Origin of the sequence: Phocaeicola fibrisolvens, from assembly GCF_025567125.1 — a bacterium.
Classification (GTDB): Bacteria; Bacteroidota; Bacteroidia; order Bacteroidales; family Bacteroidaceae; genus Phocaeicola; species Phocaeicola fibrisolvens.
In genome coordinates, this window is sequence record NZ_JAOQJI010000020.1 from 1 (window position 1) to 22,941 (window position 22,941).

General features: G+C 47.5%; 22 protein-coding genes and 2 pseudogenes. 7 read left to right on the plus strand and 17 right to left on the minus strand.

Translation table 11 applies throughout. The annotated features are described in order from the left end of the window. Nucleotides 1–604 precede the first annotated feature (604 nt). The 5 genes from OCV81_RS09695 to OCV81_RS09715 all read right to left on the minus strand — a co-directional run bounded on the left by OCV81_RS09695 (nucleotide 605) and on the right by OCV81_RS09715 (nucleotide 5,341). Nucleotides 605–1,516, minus strand: a complete 912-nt coding sequence (locus OCV81_RS09695; RefSeq protein ID WP_148329833.1) for a dihydroorotate dehydrogenase — start codon at nucleotides 1,514–1,516, stop codon at nucleotides 605–607. Then, nucleotides 1,504–2,280: a dihydroorotate dehydrogenase electron transfer subunit gene (locus OCV81_RS09700; protein WP_148329834.1), complete on the minus strand. Its 777-nt coding sequence runs from the start codon at nucleotides 2,278–2,280 to the stop codon at nucleotides 1,504–1,506. The genes OCV81_RS09695 and OCV81_RS09700 overlap by 13 nt, the downstream gene beginning before the upstream one ends. A gap of 93 nt (nucleotides 2,281–2,373) precedes the next feature. Next, a complete protein-coding gene (locus OCV81_RS09705) occupies nucleotides 2,374–2,823 on the minus strand; it encodes a helix-turn-helix domain-containing protein (protein ID WP_148329835.1) in 450 nt (149 codons plus the stop codon). A 709-nt stretch (nucleotides 2,824–3,532) separates the two neighbouring features. Beyond that, nucleotides 3,533–4,549 carry a DNA polymerase III subunit delta gene (gene holA, locus OCV81_RS09710; protein WP_148329836.1) on the minus strand — a complete coding sequence of 339 codons (1,017 nt, stop codon included), beginning with the start codon at nucleotides 4,547–4,549 and terminating at the stop codon, nucleotides 3,533–3,535. Between the two features lie 15 nt (nucleotides 4,550–4,564). Continuing rightward, on the minus strand, nucleotides 4,565–5,341 hold the full coding sequence (locus OCV81_RS09715) for an AMP nucleosidase (protein ID WP_148329837.1): 777 nt from the start codon (nucleotides 5,339–5,341) through the stop codon (nucleotides 4,565–4,567). A gap of 206 nt (nucleotides 5,342–5,547) precedes the next feature. Between OCV81_RS09715 and OCV81_RS09720 the strand changes: the two genes are divergently transcribed. Beyond that, complete coding sequence (locus OCV81_RS09720; protein ID WP_148329838.1) at nucleotides 5,548–5,997, plus strand: type I restriction enzyme HsdR N-terminal domain-containing protein; 450 nt, start codon at nucleotides 5,548–5,550, stop codon at nucleotides 5,995–5,997. 62 nt (nucleotides 5,998–6,059) lie between these two features. On the opposite strand, the gene OCV81_RS09725 is transcribed toward OCV81_RS09720, so the two are convergent. The 4 genes from OCV81_RS09725 to OCV81_RS09740 all read right to left on the minus strand — a co-directional run bounded on the left by OCV81_RS09725 (nucleotide 6,060) and on the right by OCV81_RS09740 (nucleotide 9,866). Then, on the minus strand, nucleotides 6,060–6,851 hold the full coding sequence (locus tag OCV81_RS09725) for a zinc ribbon domain-containing protein (protein WP_148329839.1): 792 nt from the start codon (nucleotides 6,849–6,851) through the stop codon (nucleotides 6,060–6,062). Between the two features lie 6 nt (nucleotides 6,852–6,857). Further along, complete coding sequence (locus OCV81_RS09730; RefSeq protein WP_148329840.1) at nucleotides 6,858–7,952, minus strand: Nif3-like dinuclear metal center hexameric protein; 1,095 nt, start codon at nucleotides 7,950–7,952, stop codon at nucleotides 6,858–6,860. A 182-nt stretch (nucleotides 7,953–8,134) separates the two neighbouring features. Then, entirely contained in the window at nucleotides 8,135–8,803 is a 669-nt protein-coding gene (locus OCV81_RS09735; protein WP_148329841.1) for a bifunctional 4-hydroxy-2-oxoglutarate aldolase/2-dehydro-3-deoxy-phosphogluconate aldolase, read from the minus strand. A 40-nt stretch (nucleotides 8,804–8,843) separates the two neighbouring features. Continuing rightward, on the minus strand, nucleotides 8,844–9,866 hold the full coding sequence (locus OCV81_RS09740; RefSeq protein ID WP_148329842.1) for a sugar kinase: 1,023 nt from the start codon (nucleotides 9,864–9,866) through the stop codon (nucleotides 8,844–8,846). 219 nt (nucleotides 9,867–10,085) lie between these two features. On the opposite strand from OCV81_RS09740, the gene OCV81_RS09745 reads away from it, so the two are divergent. Continuing rightward, complete coding sequence (locus tag OCV81_RS09745) at nucleotides 10,086–11,162, plus strand: LacI family DNA-binding transcriptional regulator (protein ID WP_148329843.1); 1,077 nt, start codon at nucleotides 10,086–10,088, stop codon at nucleotides 11,160–11,162. A 20-nt stretch (nucleotides 11,163–11,182) separates the two neighbouring features. Further along, nucleotides 11,183–12,676, plus strand: coding sequence for a UxaA family hydrolase (locus tag OCV81_RS09750; protein ID WP_148329844.1), 1,494 nt, complete (start codon nucleotides 11,183–11,185; stop codon nucleotides 12,674–12,676). 164 nt (nucleotides 12,677–12,840) lie between these two features. Here OCV81_RS09750 and OCV81_RS09755 read toward each other — a convergent pair whose 3' ends face one another. The 4 genes from OCV81_RS09755 to OCV81_RS09770 form a co-directional block, all read right to left on the minus strand. After that, nucleotides 12,841–14,736, minus strand: a complete 1,896-nt coding sequence (locus tag OCV81_RS09755; protein WP_148329845.1) for a M56 family metallopeptidase — start codon at nucleotides 14,734–14,736, stop codon at nucleotides 12,841–12,843. A gap of 60 nt (nucleotides 14,737–14,796) precedes the next feature. Continuing rightward, complete coding sequence (locus OCV81_RS09760) at nucleotides 14,797–15,552, minus strand: TlpA family protein disulfide reductase (RefSeq protein WP_148329846.1); 756 nt, start codon at nucleotides 15,550–15,552, stop codon at nucleotides 14,797–14,799. Then, a complete protein-coding gene (locus tag OCV81_RS09765) occupies nucleotides 15,549–15,911 on the minus strand; it encodes a BlaI/MecI/CopY family transcriptional regulator (protein ID WP_148329847.1) in 363 nt (120 codons plus the stop codon). Before OCV81_RS09765 ends, OCV81_RS09760 begins: the two co-directional genes overlap by 4 nt. Nucleotides 15,912–16,060: 149 nt before the next feature. Then, on the minus strand, nucleotides 16,061–16,258 hold the full coding sequence (locus OCV81_RS09770) for a quinol oxidase subunit 4 (protein WP_148329848.1): 198 nt from the start codon (nucleotides 16,256–16,258) through the stop codon (nucleotides 16,061–16,063). 373 nt (nucleotides 16,259–16,631) lie between these two features. On the opposite strand from OCV81_RS09770, the gene OCV81_RS09775 reads away from it, so the two are divergent. From OCV81_RS09775 to OCV81_RS09790, 4 genes and pseudogenes are all read left to right on the plus strand, one after another. Then, nucleotides 16,632–16,898 carry a type II toxin-antitoxin system HigB family toxin gene (locus OCV81_RS09775; protein WP_148329849.1) on the plus strand — a complete coding sequence of 89 codons (267 nt, stop codon included), beginning with the start codon at nucleotides 16,632–16,634 and terminating at the stop codon, nucleotides 16,896–16,898. Between the two features lie 65 nt (nucleotides 16,899–16,963). After that, nucleotides 16,964–17,329 carry a helix-turn-helix domain-containing protein gene (locus tag OCV81_RS09780; protein ID WP_148329850.1) on the plus strand — a complete coding sequence of 122 codons (366 nt, stop codon included), beginning with the start codon at nucleotides 16,964–16,966 and terminating at the stop codon, nucleotides 17,327–17,329. A gap of 1 nt (nucleotide 17,330) precedes the next feature. Further along, nucleotides 17,331–17,736: pseudogene (locus OCV81_RS09785) on the plus strand (antitoxin HicB). 115 nt (nucleotides 17,737–17,851) lie between these two features. Further along, nucleotides 17,852–18,049, plus strand: coding sequence for a hypothetical protein (locus OCV81_RS09790; RefSeq protein ID WP_262640305.1), 198 nt, complete (start codon nucleotides 17,852–17,854; stop codon nucleotides 18,047–18,049). A gap of 797 nt (nucleotides 18,050–18,846) precedes the next feature. Here OCV81_RS09790 and istB read toward each other — a convergent pair. The 4 genes and pseudogenes from istB to OCV81_RS17860 form a co-directional block, all read right to left on the minus strand. Next, nucleotides 18,847–19,569, minus strand: a complete 723-nt coding sequence (gene istB / locus OCV81_RS09795) for an IS21-like element helper ATPase IstB (RefSeq protein ID WP_262640306.1) — start codon at nucleotides 19,567–19,569, stop codon at nucleotides 18,847–18,849. 12 nt (nucleotides 19,570–19,581) lie between these two features. Then, nucleotides 19,582–21,183: an IS21 family transposase gene (gene istA / locus OCV81_RS09800; protein ID WP_148329852.1), complete on the minus strand. Its 1,602-nt coding sequence runs from the start codon at nucleotides 21,181–21,183 to the stop codon at nucleotides 19,582–19,584. 726 nt (nucleotides 21,184–21,909) lie between these two features. Next, nucleotides 21,910–22,761, minus strand: coding sequence for a TGS domain-containing protein (locus tag OCV81_RS09805; RefSeq protein WP_394802532.1), 852 nt, complete (start codon nucleotides 22,759–22,761; stop codon nucleotides 21,910–21,912). After that, nucleotides 22,738–22,878: pseudogene (locus OCV81_RS17860) on the minus strand (hypothetical protein); the annotation flags it as partial. The gene OCV81_RS09805 and the pseudogene OCV81_RS17860, both read right to left, overlap by 24 nt. Between the last annotated feature and the right edge of the window lie 63 nt (nucleotides 22,879–22,941).

Below are 22,941 nucleotides of genomic sequence, written 5' to 3' on the forward strand. Positions count from 1 at the left end.
GAAGGAGGCGATAACCGTTTGTTTCCATAGCTGCTGATGATTCGTTGTTTGCAAAGATACGATTTTATACGGTTTACTCCTCAGATTTTTACGTTGAGCCGGATTCAGGGCTCAACGTAAAAATCTGAGGGATTCGTTGATTAAGCATAAATTTTAGCCAGCCTGAACAAAAAGAATTCTAGAGACTGAATAAAATCGGCGTCTATTGTAGAATTTTTTGTGGGGAATATAATCCTTTGTCTGAATCTTGTTTTGACTCCTAGAGGTCTTTAAAAAGCTTCTGAAGCTATTCTTTTTGTAGTTACTTTCTTTTTTCGTTTGATTTTTACAGAAAAGGGGATTGCTTCTTTTTATAATTAAACATAATACCGATTATATTCATTTTGTGTTTATACGAGAATGGAAGGTTTATTTCAGGAAAACGTCGAAGCGTTTGTTCTGAAACGTTTAGGCATTTCAATTAAAACACTTCGACGTTTGAAGTAAAACGCTTCGGCGTTTCAATCAAAACTCTTAGGCGTTTAAAAGAAAACGTCGAAGCGTTTTGTGACGAACGCTTCGACGTTTTTCAATTGCTTGTTTTCGGGCACTGAGAAGCCGGTTTTCAGACTTCCAATGCCCCGATGATGTCGCGTACGGAACTGTATCCGTGACGGTCCAGATAGTCATTGATGCCTTCGGCCACTTTCACGGTGATGGCCGGGTCGATGAAGTTGGCCGTACCGATTTGGATGGCAGTGGCACCAGCCAGCAGGAATTCCACGGCATCCTTCCAGTTCATGATACCGCCCAGGCCTACTACCGGAATCTTCACGGCCTTGGCCACCTGCCATACCATGCGCAGGGCGATGGGTTTCACGGCTGCACCGCTCATACCGCCGGTTACGGTAGACAGCACCGGACGGCGCTTCTCCGCGTCGATGGCCATACCCAGCAGGGTGTTGATGAGCGACACGCTGTCGGCTCCGGCACCTTCGGCTGCACGGGCAATCTCAGTGATGTCGGTCACGTTGGGCGACAGCTTCACAATCAAAGTCTTCTTGTAGACCTTGCGCACGGCGCTCACCACTTCGGCTGCTCCGTGGGCCGTCACACCGAAAGCCATACCTCCCTGCTTCACGTTCGGGCAGGAAATGTTCAGCTCGATGGCCGGGATGTTTTCCAGTTCGTTGATGATGGAAGCCGTTTCGGCATAGTCTTCCACCTGTGAGCCGGACACGTTCACAATCATGTTCGTGCGGATGTCCTTAATCTGAGGATAGATATGGTCTACGAAATAATGCACGCCCTTGTTCTGCAGTCCCACGGCATTGAGCATACCCATGGGCGTTTCGGCCATACGCGGATAAGGGTTTCCTTCCCGATGATGGAGCGTGGTACCCTTCACGATGATGCCTCCGATTTTCTCCAGGTCGACGAAATCCTGGAACTCCAGTCCATATCCGAATGTACCCGATGCGGTCATGACCGGGTTCGACATGTTCAATTTACCGATGTTTACGCTTAAATCTGCCATAATAGTTTCTTTATATTAAATACCGGACCTTCTTTACATACGCACACATGTCCCTCGTCGGTCTTTTCCACGCAGCAGAGGCAGGCGCCGACGCCGCAGGCCATGGTGTTTTCCAGTGACACTTCACATTCGATGCCTTCTGCCTTGGCATACTTGGCCACTGCCACCATCATGGGTTTCGGGCCGCAGGTGCAGATCAGGTCGAATCGTTTTTCTTTCAGTACGCTGTGCATGGTGACGTATCCTTTTTCGCCCATGCTGCCGTCTTCGGTGGTGGTGTACACGTCGCCGAGAGCTTTGAACTCTTCCAGCTGGAGCAGGTCGTTCTGCGAGCGGGCACCCAGCAGGAAGGTCGGCTTGCATCCCCGTTTCAGGAGGGCTTCACCCAAGTAGAGCATGGGAGCTGTACCCACGCCGCCGCCCACGAGCAGCACCTTGGTGTCGGGCGAATCCGGAATTGTGAATCCGTTGCCCAGCGGGAGCACCACGTTCACCGTGTCGCCTTTCTCTACGGTGGCCAGTTTACGGGTACCGTCGCCCACGAGCTGGACGAGGAACCACACTTCGTTTTTCTCTCTATCTACATAGTTGATGGAAATGGGGCGACGCAGGAAAGTAGTCGGCGAGCCGTCCACCCGGATTTCGGCAAACTGTCCCGGAAGCATTTCGGGCAAGGGAGCCTCTTGCGTCAGCTTGATGAGAACGTAGTTCGCGTGCAGGCGAAGGTTCTCGGTGACTGTCAAATCTAAGATGTATTTCTTCATATAAAAAAGGTAAATTCGTTTCTTTCACGCAAAGATACGAATTTACCTTTTATATGCCTAGCTCCCGGGGGAATGCTTTTCCCGTGCGGGGTGTTATTTTTCGGGTTTGAAGACCTCGTAGGTGCCGTTGTCGAAGAAAATGCGTATTTCGGTAATCTTCGGATGCGGCTTTTCGATGTACTTAACTTCCTCTCTGATAATCTCTTTGGGGGGATAAACTACCTTGGAAACCTCGTTCTCCTTGCAAAAATCGGGAGAATCCGGTTCGTCGGTCGTGTTTTTTGGATTCTCAAATGGTTGGGTGAACAAGTCCATGCCTGTCACGGCGGGAGCACTTTCTTCCATTTCGCCTTCTCCGTAGAGCAGCCAGTTGATGTTGACATACGGACAGGCTTTGTGGATGCGCATCACGACTTCCAGGCTCGGTTTGTTTCGTCCGCTGAAGATGTGCGACAGTGACGAGGTGGAAATCCCTATCTTCTCGGCGAATTCGGCGTTCGTCAATCCCTCTTTTTGCATGATTTTTAGAATCCGGTCCTTCATATACAAATGGAAATGGCTTTGTTTATTGATTACAAAAGTAATCCTTTAAATTTAGAAATGCAAATTTATAAATCTAAATTTACATCGTTACAGATGTAAAACAATGCGTTCCATTTGTATAATATTGCTTCTGTACAAGTGTAAATACATTTGTAATCTACTTTATTATAAGTGATTATTTATTTGGTATTCATTGTGTTATGTAGATATACATGTGTATTTAGGGCTGAAATTGAAATTTATTCGCTGTATTCCCTTGTTTTGTTGAAGGTATTTGTGGATTTTTGTCTTATAATTGCTGGTAATCAGTGTATTATGTATTATTAAAGTAAAGGTTATATTTATTCGTTTACATTTAGATGTGTAACGGTTTATTCTTGTAAATCGCTTTGTATCAGTGTAATCACTCCCATATCCGATTCTAAAAGTTTACATTTGTGCTATGTAAAATAGACAAATACAAATGTAAACTATACAAATCTACATATTATTGGGTTTACTTTTGTATTTTCACCTATCCACTTCTACTTGTAATTGACCGTTTGTAGGGAAACTTCGTGAGAATTCAAAATTTGACGTCCATTTGTATTTCGCTCCGGAATTTTCAATTCTCGCGCAAACGAAAAAAGCGGCATACATCCGGCGATTTTCCGAATGTATGCCGCTTTTTTGAGGGCTTATCGTAACCTCTCCGCTTCGGAGAGAAAATTTAGTGCAGGATAAAGTAAATCAGATCGCGCAGCAGTTCCCCGTCGGGCGTGGACGGATTGCCGATGCCTTTTGACTTGGCATCGCATTCGCGGATGGCATGGATAATCTGCATCACCTTCACGCCTGAATAACGGCGCATGGCTAGCATGTAATCCTTCGCCTGCCACGGACTTTTCAGGCCCAGCTGGGCGGCGATTCCCTGGTCGGATTTCTCGGGAGCATAATAGGCCAGCATCAGGTTGGAGAAGAAATTGAACAGGATGGCCAGCGTCATCTGCAACGGATTGTTCTTGGGATTTTCCTCGAAATACTTGATGATTTTGTTGGCCTTCAGTACGTTCTTTTCCACCAGCGCATTCCTCAGCTCGAAGTTATTATAGTCCTTGCTGATACCGATGTTGCGCTCTATCTGCTCCGGCGTGATTCTGCGCATACCAGCCGGAAGCGTGAGGATGAGTTTCTCCAGTTCGCCCGCCATGCGGTTCAGGTCGGCTCCCACGAACTCGGCCATCATCTCCGAAGCCTTGGGCTCGATTTCCACCTTCCGGCGCTTTAAGTACGACGAGATGAAACCGGGCAGCTGGCTGTCCTTGAGCTTGCGCGATTCGAAGAGCACGCCGTTCTTTTCGATTTCGGCGGCCAGCTTCTTCCGGCGGTCGATGCTGCCGTGCTTGTAGCAGATTACCAAGATAGTCGATTTCTGGGGCTTCTGCAGATAGAAGGCCAGCTCGTCGAGGCGCTTCAGGCTCTGTGCCTCCTTGACCACCACTACCTGGTATTCCGACATCATCGGATAACGCTTGGCGGCATTGATGACGTTGGGCACGTCAGTATCTGCCCCGTAGGTTACGGTCAGGTTGAATTCCTTTTCCGTCTCGTTCAGCACGGTGTCGATGATGTAGTCGGCAATCCGGTCGATGTAGTAATCCTCTTCGCCCATCAGAAAATAGACAGGCGCGTAGACCCGGTTCTTCAGGTTGCGTACAATCTCTTCGTATGTGACTTCCTTTGCCATTGTCTCCTGCCTCGTTTACCAGTCGAATTTCAGGTGTTTCACGGTCTTCTTTTCGTCGATGATCATGCGCAGGGCATCGATGCCGATTTCTACGTGCTCATGGACGAAGTTCTTGGTCACCATCGAGTCGCTCTGTTCGGTCTTCACGCCTTCCGGAATCATGGGTTGGTCGGATACGAGCAGCAGGGCGCCCGTCGGGATGTGGTTGGCAAATCCGGTGGTGAACAAGGTGGCTGTCTCCATATCCACCGCCATGGCACGGGTTTTCACGAGGTACTTCTTGAAGTCCTCGTCGTGCTCCCAGATACGGCGGTTGGTGGTGTAGATTGTACCCGTCCAGTAGTCGCGCGAGTGGTCACGGATGGCTGAAGATACGGCACGCTGGAGCATGAAGGCCGGAAGTGCCGGTACCTCGGGTGGATAATAGTCGTTCGACGTTCCTTCGCCGCGGATGGCGGCAATGGGGAGAATCAGGTCGCCTATCTGGTTCTTCTTGTCGATGCCCCCGCACTTGCCCAGGAAGAGGCACGCCTTGGGATGCACGGCACTCAGCAGGTCCATGATGATGGCGGCGTTGGGGCTTCCCATCCCGAAGTTGATGATGGTGATTCCCTCTGCGTGGGCCGAAATCATGTTGGCGTCGCGTCCCAGGATGGGCACGTTGAACTGTTCGGCAAAGATTTCGACGTATTTGTTGAAGTTCGTCAACAGGATGTATTCACCAAAGTCTTCCAGCTTCCGCTTGGTGTAGCGCGGGAGCCAGTTTGCTACTATTTCTTCTTTCGTTTTCATTGGATTTCAGAATTTGTGTTGCCAATAAGGTTTTCTCAGAAACGTGGAATTACGTTCTATTTACGCAAATGTACAATAATAATGCAAACAGGAAAAAGAAATCAGTATTTTCTCGCACCGGAGACCCGCAGATTTTGGAAAATAATTCGGCTTTTATGTGGTTTTGGGAAAATAGCGTATCTTTGCCCCGTAATAAAAGGACGCTTATGGATGCATTGAACTTACCCGCCTTTGACGCCAAGATTGCGCAGCGCGACGGGAAACACGTGATATTCGACGTAATCCGCCGCCGCTATGTGGCGCTGACTCCGGAAGAATGGGTGCGCCAGCATTTCACGCATTTTCTGCTGGAAGTGAAAGGCTATCCGCAAGGGCTACTGGCCAATGAGATACAGATCAGCCTGAACGGGACGAAGAAACGCTGCGATACGGTGCTTTACCGGCGCGACCTGACCCCGCAGATGATTGTGGAGTACAAGGCCCCTACGGTGGAGATTACGCAGGCGGTCTTCGACCAGATTACGCGCTACAACATGGTGCTGAAGGTGGATTACCTGGTGGTGAGCAACGGGCTCTACCACTACTGCTGCCGAATCGACTATGCGCGCAACACGTATTATTTCCTCCCCGACATCCCCCGCTATGCCGACCTGTAGGCATAAAAAAGAAGGAATCCCCGGATGGGAATCCCTTCTTTTGCTCACCGAAATTCCGGTGTTTATTTTATTTTTGTCTCCAAGTGCTTTTCTGTTTCTACTCCAGCCAATTCCGGGTCAATCATGATACGACCACAGTATTCGCAAACGATGATTTTCTTGCGCATGCGGATGTCGAGCTGTTTCTGAGGCGGAATCTTGTTGAAGCAACCTCCGCAGGCGTCACGCTGCACGTAAGTGATACCCAGACCGTTGCGTGAGTTCTTGCGGATACGCTTGAAAGCCTGAAGCAGACGCGGTTCGATGGTAGCTTCCAAGTTCTTTGCTTTTTCTCTCAGCTTTTCCTCTTCCTGCTTGGTTTCGGCTACAATTTCGTCCAGTTCGTTTTTCTTTACTTCCAAGTCTTTCTTTCTTTCTTCCAGCATCTGCTCGCTCTTTACGATTTCTTCTTCTTTGGCCTTGATGCCGGCAGTGTATTCTTTGATACGTTTTTCGCAGAGTTCCACTTCGAGGCTCTGGAATTCGATTTCCTTGGTCAGTACGTCGTATTCACGATTGTTGCGCACATTGTCCTGCTGGCTCTTATACTTGTCGATTGAAGTCTTGGCCGTTTCGATTTCGATTTTCTTGCTGGCTACATTTGACTTCAATTCTTCAATTTCACCCTTGATTTTTTCAATACGTGTGCTCAAACCGGTCACTTCGTCTTCCAAGTCCTGCACTTCCAGCGGAAGCTCCCCTCTCAGTGTCTTGATTTTATCAATCTCCGACAACATGGTTTGCAACTGGTAGAGCGCTCTCAGCTTTTCTTCTACACTCAATTCATTCGGATCTTTTTTTGCTTCTTTAGCCATAGTTTTCTACAAGTATTTTATGGGATTGGTATTGACACGCGTCAGCTGGACATCGAGTGTCGGAAACTTCTCCCGTATGATTGAATATAATAAATCTTTGGTATATTGTTCGCTTTCGTAATGCCCTATCTCTGCTATCAGGATGTCGTTCTCGTAGCTGAAATAGTCGTGATATTTCACCTCACCCGTCAGGAAGACATCGGCGTGCGCACCTACTGCGTTGGGCAGCAGAAAGGCTCCGGCCCCTCCGCAGAGGGCTACCTTCTGGATAAGTCTTCCCGTCATACGGGAGTGTTTCACGCAGCCCACTTCGAACAGTTTCTTCACGCGACGCAGAAAGTCGGTCTCTGTTTCCGGCTCTTCCAGCTCGCCCACCAGTCCCGAACCGGCTTGTGCCCATTCGTTCTGCAAGGGATAGAAGTCGTAGGCCGGTTCCTCGTAGGGATGGGCCTCGATGAGGGCCTTCTGCACCTTCCCTTTCAGGTAGGCCGGAAGCACCGTCTCTACCCGTACTTCCTGTTCTTCGTGCAACTGGCCAATTTCTCCGCAGAAAGGATGTGTGCCCGGCTGTGCACGGAAAGTCCCCTTTCCTTCCAGGCTGTAGCTGCAGGAGTCGTAGTTGCCGATGCATCCGCATCCGGCTTCGAACAAGGCGCGGCGCACCTCTTCGGCCTGGGCTGTGGGGACAAAGGTGACCAGTTTCAGCAGCTGGTTTTCTTTCGGCTCCAGGATGCGCAGGTTCTTCAGGCCGATGATTTCGGCAATCTTGAAGTTCACTCCCTGCGGTGCATTGTCCAGGTTGGTGTGCATCGAGAAAATCACAATATCGTTTTTGATGGCCTTCAGGATGCAGCGTTCCACGTAGTCGCGTCCGGTGATTGACTTGTAGCCTTTGAAGATGAGCGGATGATGGGACACAATCAGGTTATATCCCAGCGTGATGGCTTCGTCTACCACGGCTTCCGTAACGTCCAGACACAACAAAGCCCCTGTAGCTTCCGCGTCTGTCAATCCGATTTGCAGTCCGGCATTGTCGAATCCGTCCTGTAAAGGCAGAGGCGCGAATATCTCAAGGGCATTCACAATTTCCTTAATTTTCATATTTCGCGAAGAATTTCATGCAAAGATAGGATTTTTCGTGCACATATCCATGGAGGGGACATCGTTTTTGTATTTTTTCATGAATATTCCTTTGCATACAGACATGAAAAAGCCCCGCAATGTATGAAAAGACATTGCGAGGCTTCTCACTTATACACCTTTAAACAAAATGAATTCCTGTTTTATTTGCGGGCTTCTGCAATGTAACCCAGTGCTTCCTTACATTTCTCAGTAACGTAAGTCCAGTCTTCTGCGGCTACTTTGTCCTTCGGGAACAGTTTGGAACCCATACCTACGCAGAATACGCCGGCCTTGATCCAAGAGGTCAGATTTTCCTGTGTCGGTTCTACTCCACCGGTTACCATCAGTTTAGACCACGGCATCGGGGCCAGCATGCCTTTTACCAGTTTCGGACCCAGCACGTCGCCCGGGAAAATCTTGCATAAGTCGCATCCCAGTTCCTGAGCGAAACCTACTTCAGACACGCTTCCGCATCCCGGAGTGTAAGCCACCAGACGGCGGTTGCAAACCTTGGCGATTTCAGGATTGAACAACGGACCTACCACGAAGTTGGCACCCAGCTGGATATAAAGAGCTGCCGTAGCCGGGTCTACTACAGAACCCACTCCCATTGCCATTTCCGGACATTCCTTGGCAGCGAATTTCACTACTTCGGCAAACACTTCGTGTGCAAAGTCGCCACGGTTGGTGAATTCAAATGCGCGTACGCCACCGTCATAGCAAGCTTTTACCACTTTTTTTGCAATTTCTGCATCCTTATGGTAGAATACAGGTACCATACCGGTTGAACCAATCTTGTTCAGAACCGCAATTTTATCGAATTTAGCCATTTTTCTAACCTATATTTTGTTGTTGGTTGTTTCTTGAAAATTATCTCTGTACACGTCCGCTGGCGTCACCACCTGCCAATGCTTCTACTTCTTCGGCAGAAACCAGGTTGAAGTCGCCGTTGATAGTGTGCTTCAAGGCAGAAGCTGCTACTGCAAATTCCAATGCTTCGCCCTGAGTCGGTTTGGTCAGCAGGCCGTGGATGATACCGCCTGAGAAAGAGTCACCTCCACCTACACGGTCGATAATCGGGTCGATGTCGTAGTGTTTGGAAACATAGAACTCTTCTCCGTTGTAAATCATGGCCTTCCATCCGTTGTGAGTAGCAGAGTAAGATTCACGCAAAGTAGAAATCACATACTTGAAGCCGAATTCCTTGGCCATGGCAGTAAAGATGCCTTTGTAGCCTTCCGCATCGGTCTTTCCACCTTCTACATCCGCATCCGGCTTGAAGCCCAGGCAGAGTTCTGCATCTTCTTCGTTGCCGATGCATACGTCTACATATTTCATCAGCGGGCGCATGATAGACTGTGCTTTTTCTTTTGTCCACAATTTCTTGCGGAAGTTCAGGTCGCAGGAAACTGTTACTCCGTGACGTTTTGCAGCTTCACAAGCCAGACGAGTCAGTTCGGCAGCTTTGTCAGAGATAGCCGGAGTAATACCTGACCAGTGGAACCAGTCGGTACCTTCCATGATGGCATCAAAGTCGAAGTCGCAGGGGTCAGCTTCAGCGATGGCTGAATGAGCACGGTCGTAGATAACCTTGCTGGGGCGCATAGAAGCACCTGTTTCCAGGTAATAGATACCTACACGGTCACCACCGCGGGCGATGTAGTCCGTTTTTACGCCGTATTTGCGCAATGCATTTACAGCCGACTGTCCGATTTCATGTTTCGGCAATTTGGTTACGAAATATGCATCATGGCCGTAGTTGGCACAGCTTACAGCCACGTTTGCTTCACCTCCGCCGTAAACGACGTCAAAACTGTCAGATTGAACAAAGCGAGTATTGCCTGGTGTAGACAATCTCAGCATGATTTCGCCTAAAGTAACAATTTTTCCCATTGCTAGATATTTTTAATACTTATGTAATTAATAATGTAGTTCTTAGCTCGTGTAGCAGAACGAAATATTTCTTTTTTCTCTTTATAAATATCCTTTCTGTGTACGCACACAAAGGTACGGTTTATTTTTTAAAAACCAAAATAAGTTATATATTTGTATCGAAAAAAATGATTTTTTACTTCACACAGAGTTTTTATAATATAATAAGGTAGGAAAAGCATGGAGAAACAGCAAGATAGAATCCGGATAAAGGATATTGCCCAGATGGCCGGAGTATCGGTGGGTACAGTCGACCGTGTGCTTCATTCGCGGAGCGGGGTGTCAGAATCCAGCCGTATCAAAGTGGAAGAAATATTACAGAAGCTGAATTATCAGCCCAATATGTATGCCAGCGCACTGGCTTCGAACAAGAAATACAGGTTTGCCTGCCTGCTTCCTTCGCACAACGAGGGTGACTACTGGAACGATGTGGAGCGCGGCATGCAACAGGCCGTGACTCGTTTCTCCGATTTCAATGTTTCGCTGTCTGCTTTCTATTATGACCAGTATGAATCGGGAGCCTTTACGGAAGCAGGGCAGCACATCCTCGACGAACAGCCCGACGGAGTTATCCTGTCTCCTACCATCGAAGAGGAAACCGAAAGATTCGTTACCCGGTTGCAGGAATCCGGTATACCTTATATATTTATTGATTCGAACATTCCGCGCCTTGCTCCGCTGACTTTTTTCGGCCAGCATGCCCAGCGTAGCGGTTATTTTGCAGCACGCATGTTGCGCCTGCTTGCTCAAGGCCAGTCGGAAATTGTGATTTTCCGGCAGATTAACGAGGGACGTTTGGGGTCCAATCAGCAGCTTTACCGTGAAGAAGGTTTTTATGCCTATATGAAGGAACACTGTCCTGGACTGAAGATGTGGGAACTCAACCTCTATGCCAAGCAGCCGGGCGAAGATGCATCACTGCTGGACGAGTTTTTTGCTGCACACCCGGCGGTGAAATGTGGCATTACGTTCAATTCGAAGGCTTACATCATTGGGGAATACATGCAGCGTCACAGACGCACGGATTTCCACTTGATGGGATACGACTTGTTGCGCCGCAATGTAGCTTGCCTGAAAGCGGGAAGCATTGAGTTTATCATCGCCCAGCAACCTACGGTACAGGGATACAACAGCATTGAATGCTTGTGCAACCACCTGATTCTGCGCAAGAAGGTGAAGGACTGCAACTACATGCCTATCAACCTGATTACGACAGAGAACATCGATTTTTATTTCGATGCGCACGTCAACGAATAACCTGATCATGTTATTAGTATATGAAAACAACTTATTTGCGAATCAATCCGGCCGACAATGTGGCGGTGGCCATCGCTCCCCTTCGTGCGGGAGAGACCATTGAGGCAGACGGTCGCACTATTACGCTTCGCACGGACGTGCCTGCCGGACACAAGGTGACACTGAAGGATTTCCGTGCCGGAGAAAATGTCATTAAATACGGCTACCCCATCGGTCACGTGATGAAGGACGTGCCCGAAGGTACCTGGGTGAGCGAAAAAGATATCAAGACCAATCTGGCGGGACTGCTGGACTATACCTACACGCCGGTGGAAGTACATACAGACATCGCCGTGGAGTATCGCACGTTCAAGGGCTACCGCCGCCGCAACGGTAATGTGGGAGTACGCAACGAGATTTGGATTATCCCGACCGTGGGCTGCGTGAACGGTATCGTGAACCAGTTGGCCGACGGACTCCGACGCGAGACGGACGGTGGAAAGGGGGTAGATGCCATCGTGGCTTTCCCCCATAATTACGGTTGTTCGCAGCTGGGCGAAGACCATGAGAACACGAAGAAGATTCTGCGCGACATGGTGCTGCATCCCAATGCCGGAGCCGTGCTGGTGGTAGGTTTGGGATGCGAGAACAACCAGCCCGACGTGTTTCGGGAATTCATCGGCCCGTATGACGAAGACCGTATCCGTTTCCTGGTGGCGCAGAAGGTGGACGATGAATACGAGGAAGGCATGCGCATCTTGCGTGAACTGTATGCCAAGTGCTGTCAGGACGAGCGTACCGATGTGCCCCTCTCCGAGTTGCGCGTGGGACTGAAATGCGGTGGCTCCGACGGTTTTTCCGGCATCACGGCCAATCCGCTGCTGGGCATGTTTTCCGACTATCTGATTGCGCAGGGAGGCACCTCGGTGCTGACGGAAGTGCCCGAGATGTTCGGGGCGGAAACCATTCTGATGAACCGTTGCCGCACGCCTGAACTCTTCCAGCAGACCGTGAGCCTGATTAACGACTTCAAGGAATATTTCCTTTCCCACGGGGAGGCTGTGGGCGAGAATCCTTCGCCGGGTAACAAGGCGGGCGGCATCTCTACCCTCGAAGAGAAAGCTTTGGGCTGCACGCAGAAGTGTGGCAAGAGTTACGTGTCGGGCGTGATGGCCTATGGTGACCGCTTGCAGGCCAAGGGGCTCAACCTGCTTTCGGCTCCGGGAAATGACCTAGTGGCCGCTACGGCCCTTGCCGCTTCGGGCTGCCACATCGTGCTCTTCACCACGGGGCGCGGTACTCCTTTCGGTACCTTCGTGCCCACGATGAAGATTTCCACCAACTCCCACCTGGCGGCACAGAAACCCGGATGGATTGATTTCAATGCGGGGGTCATCGTGGAAGACGAACCGATGGAGATCACCTGCCGCCGTTTCACCGACTATGTGATTCGGGTGGCCAGCGGGGAGTTCGTGAACAACGAGAAGAAGAACTACCGCGAAATCGCTATTTTCAAGAATGGGGTAACGCTTTAAGATTGCGTTTATAAAATCATCGCTGAAATCCATAAAAAAACGCAAGGACGTATGCGGTAAAGCGTCCTTGCGTTTGGTTTGAAAACACCTTTACGTTTTATTTCAAGTGCAAAGGTGTTTTTCTTTTAACGTACTTATGTTTCAGTGAGAGCGCAAGTACGTTTTTACTTCTTTTTGGTGGTGATGAGAATCACGCCGTTCTTCCCTTTTTCGCCGTATATATCCGTAGCCGATGCGTCTTTCAATACAGTGATTGATTCAATGCATTGTGGGTCGAGTTTGTTCATCGTTTCGGTGGAGGCCTCTGTTTTGTCTATCAACACCATCGGCAATGCTTCCTCTTTTCCCAGACCGTCCTTGCCGTTCTGAAACATTTGGATGATTGCTGCCGGAACTTCGCTTTTCTGAGGATCCGGAGTGACTCCATATCCTACTACTACGACATCATTGTCGCCTGCCTGCGGCTTGTGCTTGGAACCCTCCAGCATAAAGGTGACCGGCAGGGTGAATTTCACGGCAACCGCCTGACCGCCCTGCATGCCCGGTTTCCATTTCGGCATGGTGCCAATCACCCGGATGGCTTCCGCATCCAGCCACGGGTTGACCGGTCGGAGCACGTGGAGGTCGCTCAGCGAACCGTCTTTCTGCACGATGAACTGTACGATGACCCGTCCCTGCTTACCGGCTTCCTGTGCTTTGGTAGGGTATCTCACGTTGCGGGCCACAAAGTTCAGACATTCTTTCATGCCTCCCGGAAATTCCGGCATTTGTTCCACTACGTCAAAGGTCCGGTCGTCCGAAGTTACGGCTTGCGGAACAGGTGCTACTACCTTCACATCTTTCTTTGTGTCACCTTCAGGTAGTACAATCGTCTGGTCGGCCTTTTTCAGACAATCCTTCACCGTCATGGTAACCGTACTCATACCGATGTAGGACACCTGGATGCTTTGGTCGGTAGCGGTTTCAAGCGTGAAGTTGCCGTTTTCGTCGGTAATGGTACCGTTGGTCGTATTCACTACGAGTATGGCTGCCGCGATGACGGGTTCTCCCTTCTCATCTACTACCTTCATCTTCAGGGTGACCTTTTCGGCAGGGTTCGGCACATTTTTATCGGCATACGTTTCCAGAACTGCCGATAAATCATTAACTTTGACACTTGAAATCTCGTCCAGCGGTTGGGAGATTTCGGGACGGGCAAAGGCGGCCACGGTGATGGCTGCCAGCGGAAGTACATAGAGGTACTTGGCGCGTGCCCACGGATTGGATTTTTTTCGAATCATCATAGTGATACGTTTTTTAAGTGAACTGTGATTAAAGCTGTTGGCAATAGAGTAGAGCCTTGCGCCAACGGCTTTTTTTATTAATAACATTTGATATTCTTTCGCATTGATGCCCTGACGGAGTACTTCTTCGTCGGCTTCGTATTCATGAATGTTCTGCAACTCCTGTTTGAGTAGCCAAATGGCCGGGTTGAACCATTGCAGCCAGGCACAGATTTCGGTCAGCAACAAGTCCCATGAGTGACGGTGATGGATGTGGGCCATTTCGTGCACCAGAATGTGATGTCCGCTTTCCTTCAGGTCTGTTTCAGAAATCACGATGTAGCGCATCCAGCTGAAAGGAGCCAGTTTGCGATGGTGAACTACTAAGCAGATACCGTTGTCTAACCTTTCACACCGGCTGTGGCGAATGAGATAAAGCATGCGTCCCAGCGACCAGAGGTGACGGGCGATGACAAAAAACAATCCCGCAAAATAGACTAACACCAGCCCTTCCTGCCAGTGGAACGGGCGACTTCCCTCTTCCACCACTACTGCTTCGCTGTTCCATTGATACATCAGCAGCAAGTCCTCCATCGACATCACTTGTGCATTTACCGGCGAAGCCTGTTCCACCGTCACCTTTACCAAAGGCAGCAGGCATGATAGCAGCATCACCCCTAGCAAAGCCATCCGGTTGAAACGATGGAAAGTTTCCTTGCTGAGTAGCAGGCGGTAGAACAGATAGAACATCGCCAGGCAGACAGCCGACTTGAGTATATAGACTAAAAAAGTTCCCATGACTTTATGTGTGTTTACAGTTATTATTCTGTACCGACCAAGGTCTTTTCTAATTTCTGTTTATTTCTCGGCCGATAATTGTCGGATGGTTTTCAGTAGTTCGTCACGTTTCTGCTGGTTGGTGCCTATGGTGAGCTTTCGCACTACCCCCTGCTTATCAATCACTACCGTGGTGGGTGTCTGCTGTACGCCGAACATCTTCCACAACGCAGAATCGTTTGCTACCTGATGAAAGCGGAATCCCTGACGTTCCACAATCGTCTGTATCTGTTCGGGAGTGTTCCAGGTGACGGCCAGGTAATTCACATCAGGGCAGGCATCTAGCCATTTGCTCAGTTCGGGCATCTCGCGGATGCAAGGACCACACCCCGTGTACCAGAAGTTGAGCACCAGCGGACGTCCCAGGGTATTGCGGTCAGTCCAGCGGGTACTGTCGGTAGACTGTACGCTGAAAGGCTTAATGTGCTCCCCTTCCTTCAGGGCTAGTTTAGAAGTGTGAGTAATCATTGACATAAACTTTACGTTTTCCTTCGCTTTCTCCAGCCAATAATCTGCATCCTTCACTTCAGACAGAGGAACGGCGTACGTCTTTGAGTTCTCGCTTAGTTTGACGCCTGTTACCAGTATCATCATCCGTCCGTCTTCGCTCTTCAGAACTGCCATCTTGAGTTTTGCCCCATCCAGTTCGGAGGGCGTTTCCATGAAGAAACAGCCGTCTATCAGCAGTTTCGGTTCCTTTTTACTTTCCGTCTGTCCCCAGAAAGGCAGCATCAGGCTATATAGCAGCCACGTTGTCAGCAATATACGTTTTTTCATAGCCTTCCTTCTTCTACTTTCTGTATCAGTTCCTTGAGTTCCTCCACCGAAATGTCTTCTTCTTTCACCAGCGAGGAGACAGCCCCTAAGAAAGAGTTGTTGAAATATTTGGAGATGACCCCACGCAGGGTTTTCCGCCGGAATTCCTCTTCCGACACTACGGCATGATACTGGTAAGTATTACCAAACGCTGTATGCGACAGGTAGCCTTTCTCTTCCAGCCCCCGTACAATAGTAGACAGGGTATTGAAATGCGGCCGGGGTTCATCGTAGAGTTCCACCAGCTGCTTGACGAACATGGGGCCTTTCTCCCAAAAAAATCCCATGATTTCTTCTTCTTTGGCGGTAAGTGTTTTCATATCTGTTTCATTTGGTTACCGCAAAGAACTAAAACTTTTAGTTTATAAACTAATTTTATTAGTTAAATAACTAAAAAGAGTAGTTATTTCCTCTTTTCCCCTCCTGACACTTCCGCTGAAGGCTGGTCCGAAGGGGGAATTTCTATTTCTCAGACCTGCGGAGGAAGCGGCTTGCGGTGTCCCGGAGTATCGAACTTGGCCGCTTTCTTGCCGTGTTTCTTCTTGGCATGTCCGGGAGGAACTTCTTTCTTGTGGGGAGGTCTCTTGGCGTGTCGTGATGTCACGCACGAGGTAGTGCCCAGGATGAGCAACAAGCCGAACAGGGCAATCAGTAACTTTGCTTTCATAATGATTTCGGTTTAGGATTTTTGTGAAGTTACGAAAAAAGAGGGATAATTTGTGCTGAGCGGTTCAGTTTTCTATGAAAGGTAATCAGCTTCTGAAATAAGATAACCTTAAAGAAATAACCACGGCATTGACGCTGCACGTTAAACAGAGATAGCTTCCTTCTTTCAAAAGGACCGGGGTAAATCTGAAGAATAGAATAATCAAGTCAGAAAATTACGGGACTTATATGAAATCAACTAACTAAGATATTGACTAATTGAATAGCGGCATCTTTCGAGGTATCGCTATTTTTACGATTATGGATAATAGAATTTAATTTTGAAAAACAGAACTTTATTTTTACTTTTGCAATATGATAATTGAGTGAACCTAATGAGGATATTTACAGAACAAGTTATAAAGGAATATGCAGAAACGTATCCTGATGCAAAGGTAGCTTTACAAGAATGGACTACCATCGTCCAGAAAAGCGAATGGACTTGCTTTGCAGACGTAAAAAAGACTTTCAATAGTGTGGATAATGTGGGTAACCAACATTATGTATTCAATATTAAAGGAATTAATTACAGGTTGATTGTAGTAATAAAATTCACTATAAAGTTTGTTTATGTTCGTTTCATTGGCACTCATGCCGAATAATAGAATAGCTGATTGTTCAGTTTTATAATTAAACCGAATCGGCGGTTACCGATTACCAAAGAGCTATGACAAAGATAGAAACAAAAGCTCAATACGACTGGGCTGTAAAAAGAGTTGAGGAATTACTTCCACTGATTGCAGATGAAACCCCTCTCGATGATCCTAATAGCATAGAGTTGGAATTACTTTCTAACCTTGTTGCTGACTATTCAGAAGAGCATTTTGCGCTGGGGGAACCTTCACTTGTGGATGTGCTCAAACTTCGTATGTATGAAATGGGGCTTAACCAAAAAGCATTGGCTAAATTGATTGGTGTTAGTCCTTCACGTTTAAGTGATTATATGTCTGGTAAATGTGAACCGACATTGAAGGTCGCTCGTGAAATTAGTCAAAAACTGAATATTGACGCTAATATAGTGCTGGGTGTTTGATATGAAAGCCGTTGAAGTATTAGTTGAAAATGCTGGAAATAATCTGAGTGCCTACATTGAGGGTGCTCCGGTAATTACTGTCGGCAACGATGTAAAAGAAATCGAGAAGAATATGAAGGAAGCTGTTGAGCTTTACCTGGAGTCATGCAAGGATATGCACATTGCTCCAGTGGAAGTATTACAGGGAGAGTTTATCTTGAAGTTCAAGATAGATGGCGACTACCTTCATTAACTATTATAGCAGTATCTTCCCCAAGGCAGCTTTGAGCCGGATAACCGGAATCAATGAACGCCAGTTGTGGCACTATGCGGCTGGAGTTCACAAACCCCGCAAACAGCAGTTGGAGAAGATTCAGAATGGTATTAACGCACTGGCAGAGGAACTGGCAGCTATAGATTTGGTGTGATGAATGGTGAAAAGAAAGGGAGAATTATCTCCTATAGAAGATGAAAATGTTTAGATGGGATTGAAAGCGTGGATGCAAAAAGCAACTTACCAACATTTAAGTAATATAAAGGCTTATGGATTATTTGGAATACAAAGGTTACAAAGGTTCTGTAGAATACAGTAAAGATGATAATTGCCTTTGCGGTAAGGTGCAAGGAATGGGCAATAAAGCCTTGATTCTTTATGAAGGGACTACCATCAACGAACTCCGAAAGGATTTTGAAGAAGGGATTGACAGCTATCTTGAAGGGTGTAAGGCAGATGATGTATGACGTCTAACAGCCGTGAGGGGTAAAATTTCCCACGGCTGTGTTATATCCTTTTATTTTCTGACATAGTCAAATGCTTTGTCTATACATTTATCTATTTTTTCTTTTGTCAGTCTTTCAGGATTTCCGCCATAAAAATGTCTCGGTTCTATTTGAATTTTATTGATAGAAGCGCTTGAAGAAATTGTAATAAGATATGATGTCTCATTGTAGATAAAGAAGTTAGCTGAAATAGCCGGATAGATATATAAAAATACATTTATACAATTCAATAAATCTAAATCTGACAAGCTTAGAATAGATTTCCTTATATCTGCATTCGAGTAACCTAATAGCTTAAACATAGCAATAGTATAAGTAAGGGGAGATTTTGTGTTAAATTCCGTAGGGCTTGATTTGTAAATATTTTCTTGGATATATAAGTCTATTCCGTTATCAATCAATAAGAATCTTTGAGAGATAGGATTCTTATTATTCGATCAAGTATGAAATGATGTCATACAAATCTTTCAATAACTTGATTATTGGATAACCGTTAAGTTGTTCCTGATACATAAAGTACATTAGAAGCTTGCATGGGAAAATTCTTGAATTTCATAATTAATCTTGCTTCCGATTCTATCAGTCTACCGACATGGTACACTTCACCCGAAAAGCGAGATTGGCTTCTGCTTCTGCGAAACTATAAATTAGCTTTTAAATAAAAAAGGACACTTTTTGCATATTCCGGCGGATACCCGTTCAGCATTTCCGGTGATATCCGTTCACTCCCCAGTTAGTATTCAGTGTCGTTGGCAAAGTTAATACTTCTTTCTTAGACTTTCTCCCGATAAAGTAAATTTAATGGCCTTGTGCACGATTCTGTCAAGGCATGCTTCCGCAATAAGCTCGCTTTGGAACACATCATACCAGTCTGTAACAGGAAGCTGGCTGGCCAGAATGAGTGCCTTCCGGTTGTAGCGGTCATCTATGATTTGTTCAAAGTCATGCTGTATCTGGCCGTCAAGCTTGACCATCCCAAAGTCATCGATAATCAGCAGATCATGTGCGTTCAGTTTGCGGAAGAAGTTTGTCTCCCGTCCTTCCAGATGTGCAAGCTTCAGGTTCTCGATGAGCATGTTCATCGTGAAGTACAGTACCTTCCGGCCGTTCCTGCATGCCCTGTCACCCAAGGCGCAGGCGAAGTAGGACTTTCCGGTTCCTGCCGGTCCGGTAATGATGACCGTCATTCCGCCCGTAATGTAATTTCCGGTTGCAAGGTCGGCTGCAGAGCAGGCCTGTATTCCCCTTGCCGTGTCCGTTTCAAGTTCTTCCATCGAGGCTCTCAGACGGAAGCCGGCATTCTTTATAAGACGCTGGATGCGGTTGTTCCCTCTCGTGTCACGTTCGTACTGGAGCATGATCTGCATGCCTTCACGCAGGGTAAGCTTGTCCAACTGATGTGTTTCTTCCAGGGAGCTCCAGCAGCTTGCCATTCCCGGAAGCTTCAGCTCGTGCAGTGTTCTTTCTGTTTCGTTGCTCATAATCATTTATTGTTATTGGTTCATGTCATTTCCTGTAAAATAGTCTTTTCCACGCATGTTTCCGTGGTTTGACGATGTAGGCGCATGGAAGATTACCGTCTCGTCGGCAGATGCATTCACACCGTTACGTTTGAGTATGGCTTCAAACTTGCTGTAGGAATAAATACCGTACTTCATGCACTGGCGGCAGGTAAGGTCAAACGTGGCAAGGTCATACTTCCTTCTGAGGCTGACTATGGAGTTGCACAGCTTGTAATACACCTCTTCAGGCTGTGCGGTACGTTTGGGGTCAAAGATGCTCTTTACGTATTCATGGCAGTCCGGCGATATGTCCTTCGCCTTTTCCACATAATAGGCTGCCGAACGCTCCATGATTACCCTGCAACTGGATGCGAGATGTTCCCTGACTGTGGTATAGCCGTATGTATGGCTGCGGATATGCGAGGCTACCAGTTTCTGCTCCACATAGACCTTGACCCATGAACGGGTAAAGACTACTCTTGCCTGTTTTCCTACATGGATATAAGGGACGGAGTAAAAATGGGTCACTTTGTCCTGTCTCAGCTCCACATGGCAGTTTGCCTGTACTTTCAGATCGGCATACAGGCGCATCTCATAGGGTTCCGGCTTCAAGGGTTTGAGCAGCTCCTTCTCCATGGCATGAAAACGTTCCTCACGGCTGTAGGGACGCTTCTGCATGCGGGTCTGGTTGTGCCTTTCCATCAGCTCCCATACGGCACGGTTCAACTCTATGAGTGAATGGAAGGTGCGGTTACGCAACCTGGCATAAATACGGTTGTATGTGATTCTTACAGAGTCCTCTACCAGAGCCTTCTGTGTCGGTGATGCCGGGTCACATGGCAGCACTACAAAATGGTAGTAGTTGCCCATGTCCTCAAGAGCCTTGTTCAGCTTCGGCTCATGCCGGTCATTGCTGATTACCGCAGATTTGAGATTGTCCGGAGTCAGTATGGGAGGTACACCGCCCAGATGTTCCAGGCACATCCTTATGGCATACAGGAAGTCCTCCGTCTTCTGCGAAGGTACGCATATCGCATAGGTATAGTCGCTGTAAGGCATACAGGCGACAAACACTTCCACCTTGATAATTTCTCCGGTTTCGGTATCCACATAGCTGAGCTTGTCACCGGCAAAGTCGACCATGAGTTTCTCGCCCGGTTTGTAGGTGTTGGCCAGTACGGCTGTGACATCCTTCTTCGCAACGAGATTCTGTTTCAGATGATAATAGAACTGTGACTTGCCATAACCGTCGGGATGAGTCGCACGGTATTCATCGAACAGGACCTGACGGCTTATATGGGATTTGGGATCCGCCAGCAGCTCCCTGTATCTGGGGAGCAGACTGAGGAACTCTTCCATTCTCCTGTCCGTATATGCCGGTGAACCGGCATGGAACATCCGTTCCAACTCGGGATCGTCAATCTCAAGGAGGTCGCTGATGTTCCATCCGTTGGCTTTTACTGTATTCACATAACCGTTGACGGTTTCCTTGTCTATCGGTAACTTGCGGCTTACACCGCGGTTGGATTCTCCGGCCTGCTTGAGCTGGAGTACTTGTTTTATCAGACTCATATCCTTTGTTGTTCCTGCCATGACTGTGCTGTTTCTTGTTAGCTTACCAGCACAAAGGAAACTGAAACCGGGGAAAGAATGAACGGATATGCTCCGGAAACGAAGATATACGCGGACAATTCCATGCACGGTTGAACGGATATACTCCGGAAAATCTGAAAGCATACGTCTAAAGTGAACGGGTATGCCCCGGAAAAAAGGTGCTACAACGTGCAATTCTCGGAGGTGAACGGATATGCTCCGGAAAAATTGAGATTTTAATGTCTGGTTATCCATTTTTTCATCCTTTTTAGGGGATGAACGGATATAAAATTGTGCTTTTAAAGGCTATTTTTATGCTTTATAGGCTACCGGAATGTGAACGGGTATGCTCCGGAATATGCATTTTAAGGACTTACTTTGTTCTTGTTTATAAACAAATCCACTATGACATCACATGTTATAAGATATCAAGTTTATACCCCAATTCCGTGAAAACCCAAATAATGAAGAAATGTAATCTATCAAGGTTCCGATAATCATAATGACTAAAATATATCCAAAGAGAGGTATAAAAACGGAAGCTACCTGCATCCATAATTCATCACCCATATCAGGAGCTTTTCAAAAAGCGACAAACAATTCACCTACAGAATTATCTGCCGCTTGTCTCTTCCCGTCCATAGAAGTCTGCACAAACCCACTCAAAGGAGAAATATACTTTTGGATTATCCCCCGCAAACGATACAAATACTAAAAAACCTCCATTCATCCAATATTAATCCCATAAGCCTCATCCACACCCTCGATGCTGCCGATAAGAGTAATGACATTATCCAGCTCGTTTCTGGAGTGTACCTTAAAGTCCACATAACACTCCACAATCCGGTCGATTGTTTCGGTATGCAGGCAATCAATTGAAAGCCGGAGTTTATCTGTGATACATTCCACCACATCGCTGAGAATATGATACCGGTCCACCCCTCGAATCTGAATGCGTACAGGATACAAGAACCGATTGTCGGCTTCAAAGCTGACAGCTACAATGGAATCACCTTGTCGAGAGGCCTGCCGGATGGCAGCCGCGCAATTTCGGGTATGCAGTGTAATCTTACCATTTTCATCCTTAAAGCCAATCACTTCATCACCCGGCAACGGATGACAACAAGTACATCGGATGTATTTCAAGACCGGCTGATCATGAAAGAACTGACGCAGATATCGTTTCGCCTTGTAAGTTTTGACACAATCCAGCCACTCCTTGTCAGGTTTGGACTGCACATCCGTCCCAATCTCCACACAATCACCACGGTGCAATTCCGTCTTTACCGACGACAGCTTCCCATTGATTCTGGCATACATCGCCTGGTCGCCTGCCTGGCCGTCAACCTCGTAGGCAAAATCAAGGGCAATAGCCCCTTTCGGAAGGATAATCCCTTTCCCTTCAGTAGTGAACACCATGATGTCATCATTATAGAAAGAAGAGGTCACCCCGTCCATATAGTCCATCTCGTTATTATAGGCCACATCCTGAAGCACAGACTTGAACTTATCCAGCCAGGCTTTCAAGTTCGATTCGGTTCGTTCTGCTGCACATCCCAACCGGGAATTGCGGACCATTCTCTCAGAAGAAATATGAATTTCTTCCCAGCTTCCGTTCTCGCACAACAGTTTCAGGTGAAAACTTTGGTAGCCGTTCTCCTTGGGAGCATTGATGTAGTTGGACACACTGCCCGGCTTTTCCTTGGATAGAGTAACGGCTACCTACATCGAAACTTTGTAAAAACAAAAGGCCGGCAC

Coding starts and splice junctions, on each gene's coding strand:
- OCV81_RS09790 (WP_262640305.1), top strand. CDS start 17,852: ATGGATTATTTGGAATACAAAGGTTACAAAGGTTCTGTAGAATACAGT.
- OCV81_RS09720 (WP_148329838.1), top strand. CDS start 5,548: ATGGATGCATTGAACTTACCCGCCTTTGACGCCAAGATTGCGCAGCGC.
- OCV81_RS09745 (WP_148329843.1), top strand. CDS start 10,086: ATGGAGAAACAGCAAGATAGAATCCGGATAAAGGATATTGCCCAGATG.
- holA (WP_148329836.1), bottom strand. CDS start 4,549: ATGGCAAAGGAAGTCACATACGAAGAGATTGTACGCAACCTGAAGAAC.
- istB (WP_262640306.1), bottom strand. CDS start 19,569: ATGAGCAACGAAACAGAAAGAACACTGCACGAGCTGAAGCTTCCGGGA.
- OCV81_RS09740 (WP_148329842.1), bottom strand. CDS start 9,866: ATGGGAAAAATTGTTACTTTAGGCGAAATCATGCTGAGATTGTCTACA.
- OCV81_RS09760 (WP_148329846.1), bottom strand. CDS start 15,552: ATGAAAAAACGTATATTGCTGACAACGTGGCTGCTATATAGCCTGATG.
- OCV81_RS09780 (WP_148329850.1), top strand. CDS start 16,964: ATGACAAAGATAGAAACAAAAGCTCAATACGACTGGGCTGTAAAAAGA.
- OCV81_RS09805 (WP_394802532.1), bottom strand. CDS start 22,761: ATGGTCCGCAATTCCCGGTTGGGATGTGCAGCAGAACGAACCGAATCG.
- OCV81_RS09765 (WP_148329847.1), bottom strand. CDS start 15,911: ATGAAAACACTTACCGCCAAAGAAGAAGAAATCATGGGATTTTTTTGG.
- OCV81_RS09725 (WP_148329839.1), bottom strand. CDS start 6,851: ATGGCTAAAGAAGCAAAAAAAGATCCGAATGAATTGAGTGTAGAAGAA.
- OCV81_RS09715 (WP_148329837.1), bottom strand. CDS start 5,341: ATGAAAACGAAAGAAGAAATAGTAGCAAACTGGCTCCCGCGCTACACC.
- OCV81_RS09705 (WP_148329835.1), bottom strand. CDS start 2,823: ATGAAGGACCGGATTCTAAAAATCATGCAAAAAGAGGGATTGACGAAC.
- OCV81_RS09750 (WP_148329844.1), top strand. CDS start 11,183: ATGAAAACAACTTATTTGCGAATCAATCCGGCCGACAATGTGGCGGTG.
- OCV81_RS09735 (WP_148329841.1), bottom strand. CDS start 8,803: ATGGCTAAATTCGATAAAATTGCGGTTCTGAACAAGATTGGTTCAACC.
- OCV81_RS09775 (WP_148329849.1), top strand. CDS start 16,632: ATGAGGATATTTACAGAACAAGTTATAAAGGAATATGCAGAAACGTAT.
- OCV81_RS09700 (WP_148329834.1), bottom strand. CDS start 2,280: ATGAAGAAATACATCTTAGATTTGACAGTCACCGAGAACCTTCGCCTG.
- istA (WP_148329852.1), bottom strand. CDS start 21,183: ATGGCAGGAACAACAAAGGATATGAGTCTGATAAAACAAGTACTCCAG.
- OCV81_RS09695 (WP_148329833.1), bottom strand. CDS start 1,516: ATGGCAGATTTAAGCGTAAACATCGGTAAATTGAACATGTCGAACCCG.
- OCV81_RS09755 (WP_148329845.1), bottom strand. CDS start 14,736: ATGGGAACTTTTTTAGTCTATATACTCAAGTCGGCTGTCTGCCTGGCG.
- OCV81_RS09770 (WP_148329848.1), bottom strand. CDS start 16,258: ATGAAAGCAAAGTTACTGATTGCCCTGTTCGGCTTGTTGCTCATCCTG.
- OCV81_RS09730 (WP_148329840.1), bottom strand. CDS start 7,952: ATGAAAATTAAGGAAATTGTGAATGCCCTTGAGATATTCGCGCCTCTG.